This is a genomic window from Flavobacterium sp. HSC-32F16 (assembly GCF_024171645.1).
Classification (GTDB): domain Bacteria; phylum Bacteroidota; class Bacteroidia; order Flavobacteriales; family Flavobacteriaceae; genus Flavobacterium.
Window position 1 is genome coordinate 148,766 of record NZ_JALKAC010000013.1, and the last position, 23,772, is coordinate 172,537.

13 protein-coding genes are annotated in these 23,772 nt (G+C 34.6%); all 13 read right to left on the reverse strand.

The features are described from left to right. Positions 1-120: 120 nt before the first annotated feature. Positions 121-4,275 (reverse strand): two-component regulator propeller domain-containing protein, encoded by a 4,155-nt coding sequence (locus L1276_RS24920; protein WP_253792585.1) that lies wholly within the window; start codon positions 4,273-4,275, stop codon positions 121-123. Between the two features lie 254 nt (positions 4,276-4,529). Then, the gene (gene bglX, locus L1276_RS24925) at positions 4,530-6,809 is read right to left on the reverse strand and encodes a beta-glucosidase BglX (protein WP_253792586.1); all 2,280 of its coding nucleotides are present in this window, start codon (positions 6,807-6,809) and stop codon (positions 4,530-4,532) included. Between the two features lie 523 nt (positions 6,810-7,332). After that, a complete protein-coding gene (locus tag L1276_RS24930) occupies positions 7,333-8,409 on the reverse strand; it encodes a calcium:proton antiporter (RefSeq protein ID WP_253792587.1) in 1,077 nt (358 codons plus the stop codon). Between the two features lie 240 nt (positions 8,410-8,649). Beyond that, a complete protein-coding gene (locus L1276_RS24935) occupies positions 8,650-9,864 on the reverse strand; it encodes a hypothetical protein (RefSeq protein ID WP_253792588.1) in 1,215 nt (404 codons plus the stop codon). A 24-nt stretch (positions 9,865-9,888) separates the two neighbouring features. Continuing rightward, positions 9,889-12,258: a TonB-dependent receptor gene (locus tag L1276_RS24940; protein ID WP_253792589.1), complete on the reverse strand. Its 2,370-nt coding sequence runs from the start codon at positions 12,256-12,258 to the stop codon at positions 9,889-9,891. A gap of 109 nt (positions 12,259-12,367) precedes the next feature. Then, positions 12,368-13,459, reverse strand: coding sequence for a heparan-alpha-glucosaminide N-acetyltransferase domain-containing protein (locus tag L1276_RS24945; protein WP_253792590.1), 1,092 nt, complete (start codon positions 13,457-13,459; stop codon positions 12,368-12,370). A gap of 51 nt (positions 13,460-13,510) precedes the next feature. Next, positions 13,511-14,926 carry an AMP-binding protein gene (locus tag L1276_RS24950; protein WP_253792591.1) on the reverse strand — a complete coding sequence of 472 codons (1,416 nt, stop codon included), beginning with the start codon at positions 14,924-14,926 and terminating at the stop codon, positions 13,511-13,513. Between the two features lie 16 nt (positions 14,927-14,942). Continuing rightward, positions 14,943-15,185, reverse strand: coding sequence for an acyl carrier protein (locus tag L1276_RS24955; protein WP_253792592.1), 243 nt, complete (start codon positions 15,183-15,185; stop codon positions 14,943-14,945). A gap of 37 nt (positions 15,186-15,222) precedes the next feature. Beyond that, a complete protein-coding gene (locus L1276_RS24960; RefSeq protein ID WP_253792593.1) occupies positions 15,223-16,629 on the reverse strand; it encodes an MATE family efflux transporter in 1,407 nt (468 codons plus the stop codon). Further along, the gene (locus L1276_RS24965) at positions 16,626-18,476 is read right to left on the reverse strand and encodes an IucA/IucC family siderophore biosynthesis protein (protein ID WP_253792594.1); all 1,851 of its coding nucleotides are present in this window, start codon (positions 18,474-18,476) and stop codon (positions 16,626-16,628) included. Before L1276_RS24965 ends, L1276_RS24960 begins: the two co-directional genes overlap by 4 nt. Before the next feature lie 13 nt (positions 18,477-18,489). Then, the gene (locus L1276_RS24970; protein ID WP_253792595.1) at positions 18,490-19,812 is read right to left on the reverse strand and encodes a lysine N(6)-hydroxylase/L-ornithine N(5)-oxygenase family protein; all 1,323 of its coding nucleotides are present in this window, start codon (positions 19,810-19,812) and stop codon (positions 18,490-18,492) included. A 1-nt stretch (position 19,813) separates the two neighbouring features. Next, on the reverse strand, positions 19,814-22,270 hold the full coding sequence (locus L1276_RS24975) for a GNAT family N-acetyltransferase (RefSeq protein WP_253792596.1): 2,457 nt from the start codon (positions 22,268-22,270) through the stop codon (positions 19,814-19,816). Further along, positions 22,251-23,768: an aspartate aminotransferase family protein gene (locus L1276_RS24980; protein ID WP_253792597.1), complete on the reverse strand. Its 1,518-nt coding sequence runs from the start codon at positions 23,766-23,768 to the stop codon at positions 22,251-22,253. The genes L1276_RS24975 and L1276_RS24980 overlap by 20 nt, the downstream gene beginning before the upstream one ends. Between the last annotated feature and the right edge of the window lie 4 nt (positions 23,769-23,772).

A 23,772-nucleotide genomic window follows, 5' to 3' on the forward strand; every position in this document is an offset into this window, starting at 1 on the left:
AAGCCTTCATTTTTGAAAAAATTGACTGACAAAAAAAGAGCTTCAGTTTTATACTGAAGCTCTTTGCTAATTCATTTTTGTCTTTTTGAATTAATTGGTTTTGAATTGTTTTTGTATAGTTTATTCTTTTGTCTTTTTTTCCTGAGTGGGTAAATGACCGTATTTAACTTTATAACATTTAGCAAAATAGGAGGGAGAAGTAAACCCAACTTTATAACTTATTTCATTAATATTGTTGCTGTCTTGCTCAATAAGTTGTTTTGCTTTTTCTAATCGCACATTTCGAATAAATTCGTTAACAGAAACGCCTGTCAAGGTTTTTATTTTTCGATACAGCTGACTTCTGCTCAAATATATTTTAGAAGATAATAGTTCCACAGTCAATTCTGGTTCGCTGATATTTTCATTGATGAAATGCAGGATTTTTTGAATGAAATCATTGTCCAGCGATGTTGTTTTTTCTTTGCCTTGTTTTGTAATGCCGCTGTAAAATTTCTTAAACATAATCTGTCTGCTTGTAATAAGCTGTGCCAGACTGGATTTTAAAATATCAAGTTCAAATGGTTTGCTCAAATACATATCTGCACCAGAATCGATGCCTTCTAATCTGTCTTTTACCATTGCTTTTGCTGACAGCATTAGTAACGGAATGTGGCTTGTTTTTAAATCTCCTTTTATGTTTTTACACAATTGCAGTCCGTCCATAACCGGCATAATAACATCGGTAATAATTAAATCCGGTAATTTTTGTACCGCAAGCTCATAGCCTTTTTTACCGTTTTCAGCTGTAATAACCTTGTAGGATTTGCTTAATTCTTCTTTTAAATAATTTCGCAATTCAGGATTGTCCTCCACAATCAAAACCGTATATGATTTTGCTTTTTCTTCTTCAGCATTGTCAATGATTTCGGTTGTAAAATCACCATCACTTGTTTGTTTGTTAGCGGCTTCAAATAAAAATTGATTTTTGTTTTTTTCTATTTTAAAAACTTCGTCTACGATTTCATTTTTCTTATAAAAAGAATTGCCCAAAGGAAATGTTACCTTAAATTTCGTGCCTTGGCCAACTTCACTTTCCACTTCAATTTTTCCTTTATGAAGCTCAATAAATTGTTTTACGACTTCTAAACCAATTCCTGTACTGCCGTAATAATCTTTATTGACATTATTAACCTGATAAAAACGATCAAAAATTCTGTTCAAATCCTTTTTACGAATTCCTGATCCTGTATCTGTAATGGTTATTGAATAGGTAGGAACTTTTTCGCCATAAATTATCATCGAATTATCAGTTTCTAAAGTATTTATAAAAATAGTTATAGAGCCATTATCCGGGGTAAATTTGAATGCGTTTGAAATAATGTTAAAGAGTATTTTTTCCAGCATTTTAGGATCGAGCCAGTCTTCGAGTTCATCCTGCGATGATTCAAAATTAACGGTTATGTTTCTGGCTGCCGCTTCTTCATCAAAATACCCAATAATTCCTTCTGTAAAGGCTGTGACATCCACTTTCTTTGCCTGAAGCGAAATTTTATTGAACTCTAATTTATTAAAATCCATAAGCTCATTAATCAGTCTGGAAAGTCTGTCAGAACTTTTGTGTACGATTTTTAATTTATTATGAATTTCCGGAGATAATTTTTTGCTCTTTAAAATGTCTTCCAGCGGATTAATAATCAGCGTTAAAGGTGTTCTGAATTCATGCGAGATATTCGTGAAAAACTGTAATTTTTTATTGTTTAATTTCTCTAACTGAATCGTTTTTTCTTTTTCTAAAATGATGGCTTGTTTCGCTTTAAAACGATTTTGATATATTTTATTGAAATATCTTATTAGAAAAATTAAAATAGCGGTGTATATTAAGTAAGCCCAGACTGTTTTCCACCACGGCGGCAGGATTTTTATCTTTAATTCTAATTGGTTATTGCTCCAGGAACCATCGGCATTGGCAGATTTCACTTTAAAAGTATAATTGCCCGGCGCAAGATTTGTATAGGTTGCCGTTCTGTTATTTCCGGCATAATTCCAGTCTTTTTCAAAACCTTCAAGATAGTACGCGTATTGATTTTTCTTAGAATAATTATAGTTAATTCCCACATATTCAATCGTAAAAACAGATTGTGTGTAGTTAAGTGTAATTTCTTTAGTCTGAGAAATTACTTTGGTCAACGGTGAACCTTCCTCATTTGGTTTTACTGATCGATTGAATAATTTAAAATCACTGAAATACAATCTCGGAGCTTTTTCGGTTTTTTTGATTTCGTTGGGATTAAAGTAATTTACACCTTCATAACCGCCAAAATACAACTCTCCATTTCCATCTTTAAAAACAGCGTTATTATTAAAATCGTTATCAATAAGACCATCATCTTTATTGAAATTGGTACTTTTTTTATTTTTAAAATCGAGTTTTGTTAAACCAGATCCGCCGCTTACCCATAAAGAACCGTTATTATCTGAAATTATAGCTCGAACGGACTTTTCCTTAAAACCCGGAAAATCATCATAATTAGAAAATATCTTATTTTTTTTATTGTAACTAAATAATCCCTGACCGTCAGTTCCTATCCATATTGTTTTATCGTTAGATTCATAAATGGATAAAATAGTTTGAATACTGTTATGCTTATTGATGCCGCTGAACATGGCATCGCGCATTTTTGTCACTTTAAAATTCGATTCGTCTTTTAAATTTACCTGATACAATCCTAAAATTGTTCCCACCCAAAGTACATTATCTGAGTCTACAAAAACTTTACGAATAAAGGCATTATCTAAAGCATTTTCGGTAAATGGTTTAGAGTCACAATGTACAACTGTACTGGTTTTATTATCAAAATAATGAAGTCCTTTGATGAAAGTTCCAATCCAGATTCTGCCTTTAGAATCTTCCGCAAAACTAAAAATCCGATTTGATTTTAATCCCGTTGTATTGGCTGTATTGTAATTTACGAATCGGGTAGTGCCATTTTTTAAAAAGTAAATACCGCGGTCCCAGCTTCCAATCCAGATATTTTGTTTACTGTCTATAAATATCGTCTGAATGTCAATAGCATCTAAACCGGAATAATAATTTTGATTTGTTTGATTAACGTGAATGTAACTTTTGTCAATAAGATTATAAATATCGAGTCCGCCGCCTTCGTTGCTTATTAATAAATTTCCTTTTTTATCTTTTATAACAGATGTTACGTAGCTGGTCTGCAAAGAATTATCGTTGTTGGCAAGAGATTCCAGCGAATTGAATTTGTTGTTGGGTTTGTCAAAAACACCAAGTCCTTTATTGAAATAGCCTAACCAAAGTCGTTTTTCTTTGTCTTCATATAACGACCAGACCGAATTCGATTTTAAACTGAAATTATTGTATTTGCTGTGCAGATATTTTCGAAGTACCTGCCCTTTATAATTTACAACCAGTAATCCGTCATTTTCGGTACCGCACACGATATAATCCAAACTGCTTTGTACGATTGATAAGATTTTGTTTTTGGTAATTGCATATTTTTCAAATTGATAATTATCTGTTTCCGGTTTAATTTTTATCAGACCGTTTTCTGTTGTTCCCAGCCAGATATATCCAAATTTGTCTATAACAAGATTTTCTATGTCGTCGAGCAAAGGTTCTCTTTTAAATTTATCCTTATAAACTTGTTTTACTTTTCCGTTTAAATCAATTTCTAAAAGACCGTAACTGGTTCCTAAATAAATAATTCCCTGCTTATTTTTTACCGAAGATTTTATTAGAAAATTTGGTTTGTCCAGAACCTTTGACTGCACTAAAGTTACTTTTAAAGTCTTGGTATTCAATTTGAATAATCCGAAACCATACGCGCCTAAAAATAAATTACCGTTATTATCTTCAATGATTGTTTTTACGGTAATAGGCTCATTGTATCCTTTTTCTATAACATCTTCAATATTAATTTTGGTGAAGTTATCTAAATCTCTGTTGTATAAACACAAACCTTCGTCTGTACCTACCCAAAGGTTATTTTTAGAATCAATAAAAGTGGCATAAATAAAGTTACTGTTTACTGATCCGGGTTTTTTATCGTATTTATATCCAAAATAATTTACGCCGTCGTATCGGTATAAACCGGCGCCGTTTGTACCTATCCAAATAAAACCATTGTTATCCTGAATGATAGAAGAAACTGCTCTTTTTGAAGTAGTTTCCTGTATGCTTCTAAATTGATAGCTGTCAAATCTGCCTTGAGAAAACAGGCAGTTTATAAGGCTAAAGAAGCATAAAAGAATATAGGTGGTATTTTTCATTTAGTTGTAACAGGATTATTTATCAGCTCGTTTGAAAATAAAATTGGCGAAGAGATTCTTTTTTAAGAGGCTTATATAAAACAATATTAATAAAACTAAACAGAACACTTATTTTTTTTTATTCAAATTTGTCCTATTGCCAAAATCCTGAGTCCGATTAATAACCTATTAAGGAATTATCGTACTCAGGATATTGAATTTAAAAAATAGATTATTCTGTAAAGAATTTATTTTTGCCTTTAAAATTTCAGGTTTTATTTTAGTTCAAACTTGCTTGTAAGTCCTTCGTTTGAATTCCATCCAACCATAACATTAAATAAGCCCGGTTCTACTAAAAACTTGCCTTCGTTGTCATAAAAACCTAGTTCTTTATCTGTCAAGGTAAACTGAATTGTTTTGGTTTCTCCTTTTTTTAATTCGATAAGTTCAAAACCTTTTAGTTCTTTTACGGGTCTTACTATAGAGGCAGCTGGATCATTTAGGTACAATTGAACCACTTCTTTTCCGTCAAAATTTCCGGTATTGGTAACATCAACAGAAACTTCGATTTTTTCTCCTTTTTGGAAAGAAGGTTTTGCTATTTTTAAATTTTTATAAGCGAAAGAAGTATAGCTTAATCCATAACCGAAAGGATATAAAGGTGTTTTTTCAACATCAGAATAATGCGACCAAAATACATTTTGATCTTTATCCGTTGGTCTTCCGGTATTGTATAAATTGTAATAAATAGGGCATTGGCCTACATTTCTAGGGAAAGACATTGTCAGTTTACCACTTGGGTTATAATCACCGTATAAAACCTGTGCAACTGCATTTCCGGTTTGTGTTCCTAACTGCCACGCTTCAACAATAGCAGGGATATGCTGTGCAGCCCAAGGCAATGCTAAAGGACGTCCGTTATTTAATACTAAAACAATATTAGGATTTACTTTGTAAACTTCCTCTAATAATTGCTGTTGATTTCCAGGTAAACCCAATTCAGTTCTGCTTCGCCCTTCGCCGCTTTGAAAACCAATTTCGCCCAAAACCATTACCACAACTTCGGCCTCTTTTGCTGCTTTTTTTGCTGCTTCAAATCCAGAAAAATCGGTTGTATTAATTTTTACTTCGTCTACAAATAGCTGTTTGTTTACAGCGACATCTGTTCCTTTTTCATAAACTAGTGCATTGTTTTTGTATTGCTGCATTCCTTCAAGAACTGAAACTGCGGTATTATCATCGGCAGCAATTCTCCAGCTTCCTAATGGGCTGTTTTTGTCATTTGCCAAAGCGCCGATTAAAGCAATTTTAGCTCCTGATTTTTTTAGAGGCAGAAGGTTTTTATCATTTTTTAATAAAACAATCGATTTTTTTGCCATGTCCAGAACGGCATCATTATTTGCCTTATTGCTGATGTTTGCTTTTTCACGAGTTTCATCACAATATTTATAAGGATCGTCAAATAAACCTAATTCAAATTTTACTCGAAGAATTCTGCGAACTGCATCATCAATCACAGTTTCTTTTACCAATCCTTTTTTTACTAACTGAGCTAATTCTGTCACATAAACATTCGATTCCATATCCATGTCAGAACCTGCAATGGCGGCTTTTTTAGCTGCATCGGCTGCATCAGCAGCGTAGCCGTGAGTAATCATTTCGGCGATAGAAGCCCAGTCAGACACTACAAAACCTTTAAATCCCCAGGCTCCTTTTAAAATATCTCTTTGCAAAAAGACGTTTCCTGTTGCCGGAATACCATTTAAGGTGTTAAATGAATTCATAAAAGTGCGAATTCCTGCATCGACTGTTGCTTTAAAAGGCGGTAAAACCGTATTGTATAACTTCGAATTACTCATATCAACGCTGTTGTATTCTCGTCCTGCTTCTACAAAACCATACGCGGCAAAATGCTTTGCGCAAGCTATAATTGAGGTATTATCGAATTTTTCGCCCTGAAAACCTTTTACTCTTGCCGCAGCAATTTTACTTCCTAAGTAAGGATCTTCACCAGCTCCTTCCATCACTCTTCCCCATCGTGCATCATTGGCTACATCTACATTTGGCGCAAAAGTCCAGTTTAAGCCTGATGCTGAAGCTTCAAGAGCTGCCACACGAGCCGAATTTTTAATGGCTTCTAAATCCCAGCTTGCGGCTTCTGCCAACGGAATGGGACTGAGGGTTTTGTAACCATGAATGACATCAAAACCAAAAATAAGCGGAATTCCAAGGCGGGTTTCTTCAACAGCAATTTTTTGTACTGCTCTTACTTCTTTAACGCCGCGAACGGTAAGCATAGAACCTACCCATCCCTTTTTTATATTATTGTATTTTTCTTCATTAGACCCAGATTCTGGTTTTGGTCCTGTAACATCCCATGAACCATTATACTGATTCATTTGGCCCACCTTTTCTTCTAATGTCATTTCTTTCATCAAAAGTGAAATACGGTCTTCAATTGGTTTTTTGGTATCCATATGTTTTTTGGTTTGTGCGTATCCGTTCATACAAATGACTAATAGTAGAAAGGCAAAATTTTTAATTTGTTTTTTCATTATGTGGTTTTTGTTTTTATAGTAAAGATTTTGGTATTAGTTGGGTTTAGATTTTTTTTATTAATACTATAATTTTGATGATCCATTTGTGTGAATTCGATAGTATTTAAGAGTGTAAATTTAGTTTTACAGCGATAATTTAAATAGTAAATTTGATGCATTATGTATTACAAATGATGCATTTGCAATATTTGTGAATAAAATAAATAAAAAGATTTGCTGTTTTTAACAGAAAAGGAGAGTTGTAATCTTTAATTTAAAGATTAAAAATAAAATTGATGAAACACTTTTCTTGAGGATTAATCAATGTTTCAAAAGCAGAATTTGCTATTTCATTCTGCTAAAAATATGTTGAAATATAAGGCATCGTCAACGCACTAAACACATCAATGAGCAAACCTTAAAATTTGTTCTTTTAAAGTATATGATTGAGGTTTTGATGCTGCAAGAATAAAAATGGATTTCTTATTTTTTGTAATATAAGCAAGTAGAACTCACAGCATATTTTAATTTAAATAAAAGACTAAGGATATATCATCAGGAAAATAAACGCAAATAAGTTAACCAGAAGAACAACTCCATACACGATATTCGATTTTCCTTTACTGAGCGACAACATTACAGTAAATACAGATAATGCTAATAAAACAATAGATTTAATATCCAGTCCTAATATAATTGGCATATCCATTATAATGCAGACCGCTGCAACACTGGGAATAGTTAATCCAATACTTGCCAAAGCCGAACCTAAGGCTAAATTTATACTGGTCTGCAGTCTGTTTTTTCTTGCTGCTATAATGGCCGCAACTGCTTCAGGGAGCAGGATAATAATAGCAATTATAACTCCAACCAGACTTTTTGGAAGTCTGTAACTCACAATAATGGTTTCAATAGTAGGCGAGAGTGTTTTGGCTAGGAGTACCACAATGCCCAAACTGACAATGAGAAAGACCAGACTGGTATAAAATGTTTTATTATTAATTGTTATTCGATTAGCTGTATCGTCATTTTCATCCTCACCGTCAGTCAGGAAATATTGTCGGTATCGTGTAGTCTGCGCAAATAGAAAAGAAAAATAAATAATAATACAGGCAATGGAAGCAAAAACAAGCTGTGGTTCTGAATAATATGATCCTGATACACTTTCTGTAAAAGTTGGAAATACGAGCGTAAATACTATAATTGAAATAAGTGAAACTAAACCAATGGTTACGGAAGAAGCAGAAAAATTTTGCTCATAATGTTTTAGTCCTCCAATTAAAAGACAGAGGCCAATAATTCCGTTAAGAATAAGCATTGTTGCCGCGTATACAGTATCTCTGGCCAGTGAAACTGCTTCCGGACCATCAGACATCATTAAGGATATAATTATCGAAACTTCGATTACGGTTATTGATACGGCTAAAATTATAGTTCCATAAGGTTCTCCTACTCTTTCTGCAATTATTTCGGAATGATGTACAGCCGACATAACGCTTAAAATAAGTAGTATACTGGCAATGATTTGAAAAATACTGCTGCCCTCTATAAGTCCGCTGAAGAAAAGAATCCAGGATAATGCCGGAATAATAATAGTCCATTGAAGTAATTGTTTCATTTTTCTAATTTAGAATTAATATTTGGCCAAAATCCCAGCAAAATGGGCTTTTTCTCATTTTCTAAGATAGGGCTTTTTTATCGAAATTGATAAAAAAAAATGTTTTGGACTATAAATTAGAATCAATCTGCGTTAAAAAAGAAAAATCTGCTCTTTCGAACAGATTCTTCTTTTAAACTTGTAATAATCAAATTCCTAATCTTATATCTAGAAGATTAGATTATAAAAATAAGTTATTCACTATCTTAGTTTTCCAACAAATATTAAACTACCGCCAATCGCTTCAGAAACGGCTTCAAATTCTGCAGCTCCTTTTTGCTTCAATAGGCTGAATTTACCATCAGGAGCAGTGATATTACCATAATATTCTACACCATCAATTGTACCAACCGTATAAACTGTACCGTATTTTTCAAAAGAAGTAAATGGTTCAACTTTTAATGTTTTTAAATCGACAAGTGCAAATTTTGTAGGAGCATTGTACCAATCAGCAGGTTTTGCCGGCGGTGTAAATGTATTGTCCAGATATTGAGCAAGGGCTTTGTCTCCGTGAACGTAAGCTACAACATTTACTGAATGAGCATTTAGAGGTCCTTTTAAGTCTACAAAAAAGTTAGAATCAAATGTTCCGTTAGGATTTACCTTTAACAGTCCGCCAGCTGGAGGAGCGCCCGTTACTGTACTGTAATCTAATGAAAGAGAGGTAGCGCGCGAAGGTCTGTAGTACAAAGTACCGTCATTTCCTTTGGCAAATGTATCATACCCCATTGACATACGAGAATCTTTAACATAAGAAACCACTTTTGATGCGATATCAAAAACTGCAATTTGAGCATATTGTGGAAACTTATTATAATCAGTAGGAGTTGCGGCTACTGGTAAAATGATTTTTTTTGCAGAAGTAACATAACTCATATAAGTAGATGTCTTAACGGCAGCATCATTACTTAAAGGTAATGGAGTAACTGCTATAGTTTCTGTTATAGCCATAGTTGTTGGATTGAACTTAATTATTTTTCCATCATTTAAGGCGAAAAAATAAGCTTCTGTTTCAGAGACAAAGGCTGGAGGTCCAAAAGTACCGCTCACACCTGTACCTGCAAGACTTAAAGCATCCGAAGCCGAAATTTTCATGTCATTACTTACATTATATTTGGTTAAGGTTGAAGCTGTACCATTCCAAACATAAGGATGTTCACCATAGGAATATATTGTAGCGCCCGGACCTATCTCTGTCATTGTTTTATAATCAAGAGTTGAAGGGAATTTATCGTATGCACCTAAATAAAAAACCCTGCCTCCAGGAGTATTTACACGAACTGATGCAATAACTGCAGGATTATCACCTTGACCTTCATCTGTTTTAGGATCATCTGAGCTGCAGGATGTTAATGCGAATATTGAACACATTATTGCTAATGCAGCATGTTTTATAAAAAATCGATTTGTTTTCATATTTGTTGGTTTATATAATTAGAGTTAAAATTGAGTTACTAATTTGATATTAAATGATCTTCCCGGCTTTTGTACGCCAAAAAAGTCATAATTTTTTTCATTGCTTAGGTTTTGTATTTCTGCTGTAATGGCATATTTAGCCCCATTTATACTATTATGATAGGTTGTGCCAAAATCAAAAGTCTGCTGGCTTGGAATGACAAAAGGATTTACAGACGCACTTTCCCAGCTTCTAAAAAATTCATATACATATCTTGCATCAAGAAAAAGAGATAGTTTATCTGATTTGCCAATTATGTTGTGAAAAGAATAATTTGCACCTCCATTAGCAAAAAAATAAGGCTGATTTGGAACTCTGTCTCCTTTATAAGCAGCAAATATTCCTTCGTTTGAGTCATTATAAAAGTGCTGGTAAGTGCTGTTTGCGTGAAATGAAAGTTTATCATTTTTAGAAGTCCAGCTTCCGGAAACTTCAATTCCTTTAGAAGTGGCGGCAAATACATTCTGATAAATATTATTGCGATCTACACTGGGTACAAACAAGATTTGATTGTCTATCTTTCTTAAAAAAACATTGGTTTGTACTTGCCAATTGCTTGTTTCATAATTTGCTTTGGACTTGAAAAATAACTCAAAATTGACGTTATGACTGCGTTCTGGTTTTAAATTTATATTGCCTTGTATGAATTGGCCGTCTCCAAACAACTCGTCTGTTTGAGGTAAACGTGTAGCGTATTCATAAGTTAGCCTTGTAGAAAATTGTTCGTTGAATTTATAACGAAATCCATTTCCAAAACCAAAATAGTTCACACTTCTGTCTTCTTTCACTACGGTATTGTTAGAAGGTATTTTTTCTTCTGAATTTATTTTTTGGAAATAATTTTTAACAAAAAAAACATCTTCTAATCGTTCATTAAAGGCATTTATTTTAAGGTCTGCACCGTTTACCCATGTAAACAAATCTCTTACGGCACTGGCCGGATCGTAGCCATTAATAAGTCTGTCGTCTCCGGTTTGTTTTGAGTAGGTTGGTGCTGAAGTAAAACTCAGGGCATATTGATTATTGATTTTCCATGAAGCTTTCAGACGTGAAAAAACATCATTATTCCATGTATAGGTATCACTTGGGCCTGTAGATTCTGAAATTTCTCCGCTTACATTTCCTGCAGAACCATCAATACGCTCACCATACCAATTATAGACATAATCAGATACATCTGTAAATTGACGTTCGCGGTAATTGTATCCGGAAATAAAATCCAATACAAAATTTTCACCAAAATCATTGCGATAGGTAAGGACAGATCCAGCCGATTTTCGATAGGTCATAACTTCTCCGTAGGGAACTCCAACCATTAATTGATTGTGCTGAATTTCTTTTGTATAATCTGTATAAAATCCTTCGATGCTCAATTCCTTTGCCCAGGTTCTGTCTTTTAGACCTGTTACTAATTGTAAACCGTAGCCTTTGTATGCATCATGAAATCTAGGTACTGTTACTTTTTTAATCTTACCGGCATCATCTGCAACATCTACATCTACTTTATAGTTGTTTTGAGAGGTATCGTAAAATCCGCTTCCTTTTATAAAAAAACCAGTCTCCTGATTGTAATTGTTAAGAATTAAAGATGTTCTGTAGGTTCCGAAAGATCCTGCCTGAGCAGAAAAAGAGCCGCTGAAACCCGTCTTTATTTTTGGGGTGATTAAATTTACAGCACCACCAAGAGCATCTGCTCCAAATTCTATAGGAACCACTCCTTTATAGACTTCAACACGATCAATTAAATTTACAGGAACTGTTGAGATTCCAAAAGTATAACCGTGATATTCCAAGGGAATTCCTTCTAAGAAAAACCGAATTTGATTTCCTGTCAGTCCATTCATAGAGAAATTTGTTCTTGAACCCAAACCGCCGCTGCGTCTAACACTTATACCTTGAGTTTGGGCAAGCACTTCACCCAAATCTGCAGTTTTAAACTTGGCTTCCTTCATTTCTATTACAGAAACGGCTTGTGCTGTTTCCTCCTTTTTCTTTTTTTCAGATAGGCTTTTTACAACTACATCATTTAATTTCTCTGCTTCTTTTGATGTTTTTTCCACTTTATCTAAAGTTATAGTAACCGGAGTATTGAGTGAATTTTCTAAAACTATTGAATGCTTCTTTGAAATATACCCATTTAAACTTATTTCAATTGTATAACTGCCATTTTGCAGATTATCTATCTGATAAAATCCATTCGAATTTGTTTCTGCATTTATTATTGTACCTAAAAGCTGAATATTAACTCCGGTTAAGGGATTTCCGTATTCATCATTCACTTTACCAGAGATTGTGTTTTGTGCCGCTAAAAATGTCGACGAGAATATTAAGAGCAATACTATTTTGAGCTTCATGAAATATACTTAGAATTATATACTATTCTTATTTAGAATGAATAAAGGTTCAAAAGTATGAAATTATCTATTAATAATATCCAAATGGTTAAATAAAATATATTAAAATTTAATCCAGGGCTTCTATAATTTTTGGCTTTTGGTTCTTTTTTCTCAAAAAATCGAACAGAATCTGAACCGAAAATGTCAATATAATATAAAGTCCTATAAGTGCCAGTACAGTTGTTATTCCGTTCTGTCTAAAACCAAAAATGCCTTTACCCCAGGAAATCAGAATCCATTGTGTCATATACATTGTGGTTAGGTTTTTACTGCAATATTTTAATAATTTTGTAAATTTATTTTCTTTTACATTTATGGATATTTTAAAAATAATCCATAGAAAAATTAATGTCCAGCCTGCGAAATAAATAACACCGCCCGGACCCATATGGTAAAAACCATTGTAATTGTAAGTTCCGTAAATAAAAACCAAAGGCGCACCCAGGGCAAGAAACAACAAACCAGTATATAACATGTTTTTAAACAATTGCGGTCTGTTATAATTGAGTTCCTGATACCATTTGCCAAAAAACATTCCTATTATAATAAATGACATCCAAGGAAAAACAGGAAAATAAACGTATGCCGGAAAATCATTACTGAAAAGAAGATCTAACACATAATTAACTACAGGATAATTCAAATTGATCCCGCTGACTTCTCTGGAAACTAATGCTATTAAGAGGCCAATGGCTAAGATTCCATATTTATTCGTTACATATTTTCTAATAAAACCAATAAAAAGCAATGACATTCCTGCTAATTGAAGTATATCGCCCAATAACATCAAATACATATATTGCTGCTCTATTGGACCGTGCCATCCGTATCTTTGTATAAAATTATCTGGCGCAAAACCAAAAATTACAGGAAAAATGAACTTTAAAAAATTCATTAAAAGTGCAGCCGTTAAAAGTAGTCCGCCGCGTGTTATAGAACTTTTGAGGCTTTGATGACGAGAGGTCATAAATGTTATTCCCATACAGATTAGAAAAATAGAAGTTCCTCTGCCTAGAAAGACAATAAAACTGCCAATAAAGGTTTCCGACTGCGATTTAACATCTGCAAATGTCAGCAGTGTATGTATGATTATCATTCCAATAACACTCATTCCTTTTATTAGATCCAGTGCTGCAATTCTTTTACTTTGCTGTTCCATAGTTTTGTTTTTTTTAGGTTTATATTACCTAATTATTTTAAATATTAGAAATTACCCAATAACTGTTTTTGCAGCTGCAAATGAATTTTCGTTTTCGTTGATATTTCTGTTGATAGCAGGATAATCTACTTTACCGTTAACAGTTAAAGGCACTTGATCGAAATAATAGTTTTTTACTGAACTGGCATGTAATCCTAGTTTTTCCTTTATTACCTGTGTTATGGTTTCACGCAGTAAAGATGGATCCTGATGTATGACTCCGAGATATTTGTCCTGAACACTTATACAAATGAAGGTTTGGCCTCCTAGTTCATTTTTTAGTAAAATCTCAACTTCATCAAGATTTAAACGAACTCCAAATAATTTTATAATGCGTTTAATGCGTCCCTTAATATGATAATAACCAAATTCATCTTTTTCTGCTAAATCACCTGTATACAGTTTATCAGTGTGCTCATAATGCTGCAGATCAAAGATATTATTAGCATAACCTCCGGAAACATTAGGCCCGTAATAAATAAGTTCTCTTGTATTTTCATCAATTTCAAACCTTCCATTTTTTACAGGAAAGCCTATAGACGTTCCTTTAGTTTGGAAATCTTTTGGCGGTAAAAAAGCCATTCTGCCGCTGGCTTCGGTTTGTCCGTATTGTGCAAAAAACTGTTTACCATAAATTTGAGTGTAGTCTGAAATAACGTTTGCCAGTTCTTTATTCAGCATTCCTCCTGTGTGGGTAAAATAACGTACGGAAGGTGTGTCTTTTTTGAAGAAACCAAAACGATGCAGCAACTCATAAAAATAAGGAACGCCGCTCAGTGTAGAAAAACCATACTCGGTAAGATCCGACCAAAATTCTTTTTGAAGTACATCTCTGTCCGTGCATACAATTGTATCTGCTTTTATGCAATTTGTTGTAAAAATTGAAAAGCCATACACAAAATTAATAGGTACATTTAACGGAACAACATCGTGTTCCGTTATTGGCATGTACTCCATGATAGATAAGGCATTCTGAACCAGATTGTGATCTGAAATCTTAACAAATTTAGGTGATCCGGTAGTTCCTGAAGTACTCATTAAAAGTTTAATATTGCCATGAATAGGAGATAGGCGAATTTCTTTTCTTTTAAAGACTGAAATAGCTGCAGACACCTGTTTTAAATCATAATCCTCAATCACTGTCCTTGACGGATCGAAGATATAAGCAGGTTTGTATTCATTTTCAAGATTTTGCTTAAACGCAGGATGTAAACCCGCGTTAAGCAATGCTACTGTATACTTTTTTTGATAAAAATTCAAAAACGCTTCAATTGCCGGCAGCTGATTGTCATTATAAATGAAAACAACTGCACGCAAATCTTCAATATCTAAAGATTCATGTAATTCGTTAAACGTTTTAACAACTTTGGTTTTTACATCTATAAAATTTAATTTTTTATTTTTTTTAATTAAATCATAAAGTTCCATAGTTTCTTCTTTTGAATTATTGGATTTCAATACCGTTTTTCTTCAATATTGCTTTTATTTTATCAACGCTTCCCATTTCCAGAATATCTTCCATAGGAATTGAAACATTATAAAATTTCTCCAGTTCATCAACCAAAAGCAAATGACTCATAGAATCCCATTCTACAATGCCCTGATATTCTAAATCGGCTGTAATTGATTCTACAGGTATTTCAAACGCAGTTGCAAATACTTGATGTAATTCTTGTGTTGTGCTCATAATAATCTTGTTTTAATTTGTTTATATTTTGTTATTTTTAAACTTTAGTTAACTTCCATTTTCCTGTTCTGAATATGGCAATACAGCCAAAAGCCAGCACCAGCTCTGAAATTAATATGGCTGCAAAAATGCCTTTTGGACCAAAACCTAATGCTACTCCAAAAACATAGGAAAGCGGTATTTGTATCACGTAAAACATGAGGATGTACAGCATGGTCACAATCATTACTTTTCCGGCAGCATTAAGTGCTCTGGAAATGACCATGGTGTATCCTAATAGTACATAGGCGATGGAAATAATATGAATGTAAGTTGTGCTGTTATCTACTACTTCGGGCACGTCAGAAAAGATTCTGACAACCGGATCTGCTATAAAAATCCATACTATTGCTACCGAAATCAAAAAGCACATATTGATCATGCCTGCTCTCCAAACTGATTTTTCAGCTCTATCGGGCTTTTGGGCACCTAAATTTTGTCCGGTTAAAATTCCTGCGGCATTGCCAATACCCCAAGCGGGAGTAGTGGCTATTGAAGCAACTCGCTGTGCTATTATATAGCCTGCCAGTGCATTGCCTCCAAAATGAGAAACAATTTTTATCATAAACAGCCAGCTCGATGCAGGAATTAAATACTGCAGCATGCCTCCAAAAGCAAGTCTCAGTACTTTATTAAATATTTCACGATGAAGCGCCAGCTGCTGTTTTCCAATTTGAATAATGGTTGTTCCTTTAATCAAATGAAATGCCTGATAGCTGAGTCCTATAAAACGGGCCGCAGCTGTAGCTATACCAACTCCCAAAAGTCCGTATGCAGGAACAGGACCCCATCCAAAAATAAGCAGCGGACACAGAAGTATGTTTAATATATTAGACAGCCAAAGTGTGCGCATTGCCATAGAAGCATAACCGGCACCTCGAAAAATACCATTTAGCGCAATACGGATAATAATAAAGCCACAGCTGGCAAACATTACTTTTGCATACAAACTGCCTTGTTTTATCATTTCTGGAGAAAGTCCTACGAGACTCAATATTTCATCACTCCATATAAAACATATTAAGCTTATTACAACACCGCAAATAACGCTTATGTTTATTACCTGCCCCGCTGTAACGCTTGCTTCCTTAAAGTTCTGTTCGCCAACGCGCCGCGCAATTAAAGTCGAAGCTGCAATGCTTAAACCAATAGAAACAGAATAAGAAAAGCTGATAACAGATTCTGTAGAACCAACAATAGAAACTGCCGCCGCGCCAAGTTTACTCACAAAAAATAAACTGGCACAAACAAAAACAGATTCCATTACCAGCTCTAAAACCATAGGAACGGCAAGCAATACAATTGCCCTATTAATACTGCCTGAAGTAAACTTTTTCTCCCGGCCTAATACCGCAGTGAGAAACAAATCAGTATAGGATTGAAGTCGTAATGCAGCTGCCTTCATGATTGATGCTGTATTGTTTGGCTAATCTCTGTAAACTCCGTCATTTCATATTGCTTAATTACATATAACGGATTAGGAAGTTTACTCCCTTTTTTCGGCACGGCAAAACCGGTTTGTTCTGCATATCCATTATTAAGCAGTTTTAAACTGTTGATATAAAATCGTTTAAATTCCGGCTCAAAAAGATTGTACTTTTCAAATCGATCTATCAGATGTGGGTTACTCTGCTGATATTCTTCAATTGAACCTGTTACGGTTTTCCAAAAGAGATGTTCATCATAGTCCATATAAGTATGTAAGATATCAGACAGGTATCTAAAAAAGGCATCAAAAACACCTATTAAAATAAATAAAGGCGTATTCTCTTTATTCGATGATTGGATAAGACCATCTTTAAGTTCAGCCGGTAATTTTACTTTGGCTTCTTCTGTTAAAACAATATCATCAACGAAATCTTTTATGATAATACGCTGCGGTATCCCATTTTTCATGACTAAAATAATATTCTCGCCATGAGGTGTTACACATAAAGAATGCTGATAGTAAATGTGCAGCAAAGGTTTTAAGTAGACTTCTAAATATTGCTCGAGCCAGCTTTGAGTGCTAAGTCCGGAAACGTTTATCAGTTCCTGCAGAAAAGGACGGCCGCTATCATCGATGTATAATAAAGACGCCATTGTCATTAGGTTTTCGTCAGGTTTGCGATATTTCTCGGCACTTTCCCTCCATAATGCACCTAACATTTCTCGATAATGATACGGACTGTCAGGTATTGAATTGTACTGCGGATGACGATAAGAAACCGTAGCTACTTCGCCTAACAACACGACCTCTTTCTCCTGAAAATAAGGATCTTTATCGAGCATTTCTTTGACCCATTTTGTAACTCTTGGCGCAATATCCATTTGTTTTGGAGATAAACCGCGAATATTTCCTGTGCTCAAAATAGATATCGCCGTTTTTACATAATGTTTGGAAGGATAACTTAAATTAAAGAAAGTTCGGATACTTTGCTGAGGCGAATATACATCGTCACTTTTGCCCAAAATAACTAAATATTGGTTAGCCAGATCCTGATGAAATTGCAGTAAAATCTTATTGTTCAACTGCCAGGGATGTACGGGAATAAAAACGTAATCTTCAACGATAAGTTTCATCTGGCGAAGCTTTTCCTGAAATTTGTTATAAACTTCGACGCCTAATTCTTCGGTATAAAAATCATTAAAATTGATCGTTTCCAAGGCATTAAATGCAGCTCTTTTTTTATGGGCCGCCAGCCAGTATAAATCCGTATTCTTATTGGCTTCGGGAGCATAATTGTGATAATCACTATTGTTGAAACCAACGCGTCCTTTATTTGCAATTACCCACGGATGCCCCTCCATTTGATGCTCAATAGTCTGATAATCGGCTTTTGTAAGTTCAGAAGCAGTCAGCTTTTCTCTGGTGTACAAATGTGCATCAGCATATAAAGTGTTGAGAAGTTCTTCGGTATATTTTGCCAATGTAAAAGAGTCAATGCCAAAGGTTTTTTGTAATTCCATAAAAAAACAAAGAACATCTGTGGCAGGCGAGACTGTGTTATTTTCCCATCTTTGGATACTTTCTTTTTCAATATGCCAATATTCTAAAAGTCTTGGATAAGCCGAAAAAGTATAGTGAACCTCCGGAAGATCAGTTGTTAGTTTAAAATGGGTAATACCCTCTTTTTTACTTCCTGTAATCTCTGGCTTAGCAACATCTTCGTGCATTAATTCGGCTAAACTCTTGGCTAACAAATTGATATTTACTTTTTCCCAAACCTGAGCGGTAAAAACTTCTATATGTGGTATTGTTTCTATATTCATTTTAAGTTTGGTGTTAAATACTAATTTCCTCCGTTTTTTCTGCCACAATACCCGAGAGGTCAAAATCCTGAAAAGCAATCCTCTTTTCTAACTTATAGACTTCACGTTTTGCTACTTCATTAATGATATAGGAATTGCGATACGCACCCATGCCCAAATCTGATGAAATGTAGCTGTGTGTATGAATTTCTGCATTCTGTACAAAAATTTCATTTCCATTATTATCTATACTGTAGTTTCTTTTTACATCATAACTGCCGGTTGAAGTTCTGCTGATGCGATGCTGTATGTCTTTAAGAAATTGAGGTTCCTGATAATGATATCCGGTGCCTAAAACTACATAGTCGGCGTGGTCTGTAAACTTTTTTTGCTGTTCTATCTGCTCCAGATGCAATTCATAATTATGGTGAATCCCTAGAGTTATATCATCCAATTGTATATTCGGTCTGATTTTTACACCAATGTCTTCGTTATCTACGCTAAGGGTATACAAATGATCATAAATCTGGTTCAGCAAATCAAAGTTTACTCCTTTAAATTGTGATTTCTGACGGTCCAGCATGACTTTTCGGGTCGAAGATGGCATTTGATGAAAATAATCGATATAATCCGGAGATGTATGCTCTAGAACAAGTTTGGAATATTCCATTGCAAAAAAACGATCGGGACGGGAATACCAATTCAGTTTTAGGTTTTTAGGTCTGTTTTGAAGCAGATCAAAGAATACTTCGGCAGCACTTTGACCGGAACCAATTACAGTTACCGTATTCTGTTCTAATATTTCTTCTTTTCTAAAAAGATAGCTTGAAGTATGACATACCTTCTTCATCTCTTTTAGATCAACAAACTCAGGAAGTATAGGCACAGTACCTGTTCCTAATACTAATTTTTCGCAATAGTAAATTTTGGTTTGATCTTCCTCTTTATGAAATACGTGTAATTCATAAAGACCATCTTTATAATAAATTTCTTTTACACTAGAGGAGAAGCGGCAGTTTTTGAGCTGCTTGATTACCCATTGACAATATAAATTATACTCTTTGCGCAGTACAAAGAAATTTTCGCGGATAAAAAATTTATATAAGCGATCTGTCTTTTTAAGAAAATTTAAAAAACTAAACTTACTTGTAGGATCGGCCATTGAAACACAGTCGCATAAAAATGGAGTCTGCAAGGTAACATGGTCAATAAGCAAACCCGGATGCCAGTTGAATTGCTCTTTTTGATCAAAAAAAAGTGATGAAACGTCATCGACCGGTTCTAACAAAGCGGCTAAGCCTAAATTAAAAGGCCCGATTCCAATTCCGATTAGTGAATATACTTTACGATCTTCCATATTATTGGTTTATAAGATTAGGTTCTGCTTCAGCGTTTATTACAATGTCTTTGTTTTGAGGGAATTTAGCCCAATACCATTCGCGATAGCAGAAATTAAGATTTGATGTTTTATGCGGCATTTCGATTACCTTATCGATTTTAAAGCCATGAAAAGCTTTGTTCATCATCGAAGCTCTGGAATCGACAGCGCCTTCACCAACCATTTTACCCACTTCGGGTTGAGCAAATACATAATCGATCATGCATTGTGTAGATGGTGAAACAAATTTCAGCTTAGGATCTGTCGGTGCAATAAATTGATGAGTTCCATAATCAGTAGGCAGCACATCATAATAATCTCCCAGCACATCGCGGGTTGGCCAATAAACTTCAATATTAAAAGTCGGTTCTCCGTTAGCCATTCCTATATAACTGTACAAGCCATCTCCCGGAAGCAGCGTTCTGTAATAGGTTTCAAGTTCGCGCAGAGGCCAATCCATTTTCCAAGCTGCTTTTGCGTGATCACGATGAAACCATTCGTGCAGCATTTCCAAGTCATTATCTATATCAACAGGGCGTAAACTTATAGTTACATCTTCTTTAGGGAAATAACGATTGTAAACCAATTCTTTTCCTTTTGGATGTATCAATTGCTCTGAGAAAAAGCGTTTGTGTAAAACATTCGGGAAGTTGATACGCGTAACACCAGCAGGATTACCGCCGCAGTCAATATCATTTAGTGCTGTAAGCAAATTGCCTTTCACTTTCCAATATCGGCTTTCTAGAATAAATGTAACCAAACCGCTTTCGTCTTCTTTTTGTAAAACCTCTAAAGCATCGTATAAAACATTTAGAAGATTTTTTTCATCGGCAAGTCCGTTAGCGCCAAAAGTATTTACAACAGCCAATATATTTCCTACCCAGAAATAATGAAGCAATAAATTGAATAAACGATCGTCTGGAATAAACATTTTTCCGTTTTCAGAAAAACCTGGTACGATACTATTTAACTGCTCTTCAAAAGATTTTCTAAATAAAAAACTTTGATTATCACGGAAAAATAGTTTTTCGGGCATGAACGCTCCATCCAATTGTACAAGTGTGTTTTGCTGATGCCACTCGCAAACCATTCCCTGTTCATTAAACATTTTTACCACGCCGTTAAGTATAATATCAATGTATTTTTTGAACCAAAGTTCACTGGTTTTTTCTATAGATAATCCTGTTTGCTCAGCAGCTTTTTGAATCACTTTCTCCATTCTGGAAGGATCTCCCAATACGCTGTCCTGACATAAAGAAGCTAATAAACTAACATTCTTTTCTTTTTCGGATCCAGTACTTTTAAACGGATTGTATCGCACACTGGTAGAAAAAGGGTCCAGTACATTTCCGTTATAGGATACAGATATAAAACCCGGATCACAAATCAATTCAATATTAGGATAGGTTTTCTTTACATTGTCTCCCCAGTCAGTCTGCATCAGCCTTGATACATCATATCCTCTGTAAAGTTCATGATAGTGATTAATACGCTCTGCGCCCGTAATTTTTACATGAAGCGAAAATTTATACATATAATCACTTTCTTTATTGTATACCGTTCTTACAGAAGAAGTTGCTGTGAATTCTTTTCCAAATTCACCTAAATCGATAAGCAGATTTTCTTTTACCATTGTATCAAATACAGGCTGGTTTTTAAAGTGAGCAGCTTCCCATGGATGAACCGGAATTACTTTCCATTCTGGATTTTTTTCCAGTAAATCGTGCAGTTTTTGATCTCCTTTGCCTGCATCTAATACTGTCGTTTTTGCAAAATCGGAAGGCAAAATATCGTCTACTGATTTTTCGGTAACTAAATCAGGATACACTAAAAAATAGTATAACTTAAAGTAACCGCCGGTTTCAGGAGTATATTTTAAAACTTCAGCTTCCGTAAAACCTTCACGTCCTTTGGTAAGCGGATGAAGTAAATGTCCTGCTGGAAATAATTGTTCCGCTTCAATAAAGGTCATTTCAGATTTATTAAACTGCTGGCCCGAAGTTTTAAAATGCTCTAAAAACTGCGCTATTTTTTCGGTGCTCAGCTGCATTCTTTTTTTTACATTTTTAGAATCTGCCAGCGGATACTGCTGTCTTACATGAGTTGTAATTAATTCTAAAAGACGATCTGCATCTATTTCTTTTATGGTTTCGGTAGTAAGATCGCGTTCCATTACCGGAAAATCATATAAATGTCTGAAGGTTTCAGATCTGTAACGTATCGGTGCATATACTTCAACTTTATCAACAGGAAAATCCAATTTTAAATGAAGTTTATGATCATACCTTGACATATAAGATTTTAATACAGGATCGTATTTAGGAATCCCTTCATAAAAACTGCTGTTGCCTAATTCGCGCAGGCAGCAGTTTAGTAAAATAGTAAACGTAATATGGACTGCTTCCTGAGCAATCTCTTTAGGAGAAGATGTAGTCATTTCCGTGTTTTTTTATAATTGAAAGGATATTATTAATGTGTGCTATAGTCGTTAATGGGTTCAAAATGGTGAACTTCAGGTAAAAAATGCCATTTACTTTTGTGCTTGCCACTAAAACTTCACCATTAAAAAACATTTTCTTTTTGATATGTAAATTCATTTTACAGCAGTCGCCCGGCCATCCTGCCAGTTTATATCTAAAAACCAAAACACTTAAATCAGAATCGGTTAAAAGCTCAAAATCTTTATCGTTTTCTAATATAGCGGCTGTTTGCTGCGTAGTTTCAATAATAGTTTCTGTATACTGACCCAGTTTAGATCTTCCCATATGGCGTAGTGTACACCATAACTTTAAAGCATCAAAACGTCTTGTGCTTTGCACCAGAGACTTGTTAATTTGAGCCGGAAGTTCATCATAATCCTGCTCCTTAGGGTTTAGATAATCGGCATGGTGTTTTATAATATGAAGATGCTGTTTGTTTCTCACCATAAAAGCACTGCTGCAAATAGGCTGAAAGAAAGATTTATGGTAATCAATCGTTACAGAATCAGCTTGTTCGATGCCGTTTAACAGATGTTTGTATTTATCTGTAAGCAATAATCCACAGCCATAAGCAGCGTCAACATGCATCCATAATTCATGTTCTTTTGCCAGAACTGCGATTTCAGATAATGGATCAATATTTCCGAAATCTGTTGTACCGGCTGTAGCCACAATAGCAATAGGAATGTTGCCTTTTTCTTTTTCTTCAATAATAGCCTGCTTTAATTTTTGAGCATCCATTCGATAACGGCTGTCAGTAACAACCTGTACAATAGACTGCTCGCCAAGACCTAGAATAGAAGCATTTTTTTGATTGCTGAAATGAGATTTCTCTGAAACAAAAATTCGGAATTTACTTGAATCCGGTGGACATCCATTTAATTTGATATTCCAATTCAGGTATTTCAAAGCAAAATAATCCCTTGCCAAAAGCAATCCCATAAGATTACTCTGCGAACCGCCGCCAGTAAAAATACCATCACAATCGGCATTATATCCAATTTGTTCGCCAGTCCAGGCAATCAACTTTCTTTCTATAAATGTTCCTCCGGCACTTTGATCATACGTATCCTGAGACGAATTAATTGCACTTATCAGCACATCGGCAGCTAAAGCAGGAATTACTACAGGGCAGTTTAAGTGGGCTATATATTCTGGTAAATGATAGGCAGTTGCATGATTTACATAAATCTCATCAATCTCATCCCAAAGGCTTTCGTAATCTTGGAGCGGCTGGTCTAAGTTTACAGCTTCTACTTTATTTCGTATTTCCTCAGGTTTAATACCGCTGAATGGAATTTTGGTATTTTCAAGAAAACCAGCTACACGTTTTTGTACTAATGCTATTGCGTTGTTATATTCTGCGCCGGAATTTTCATGAAAAATATCCTGATAAAAATTGTCTGCAGGATTTTTAACTAAGACATCCTGATCGTTGTCTAATAGGTTTTGCATAATG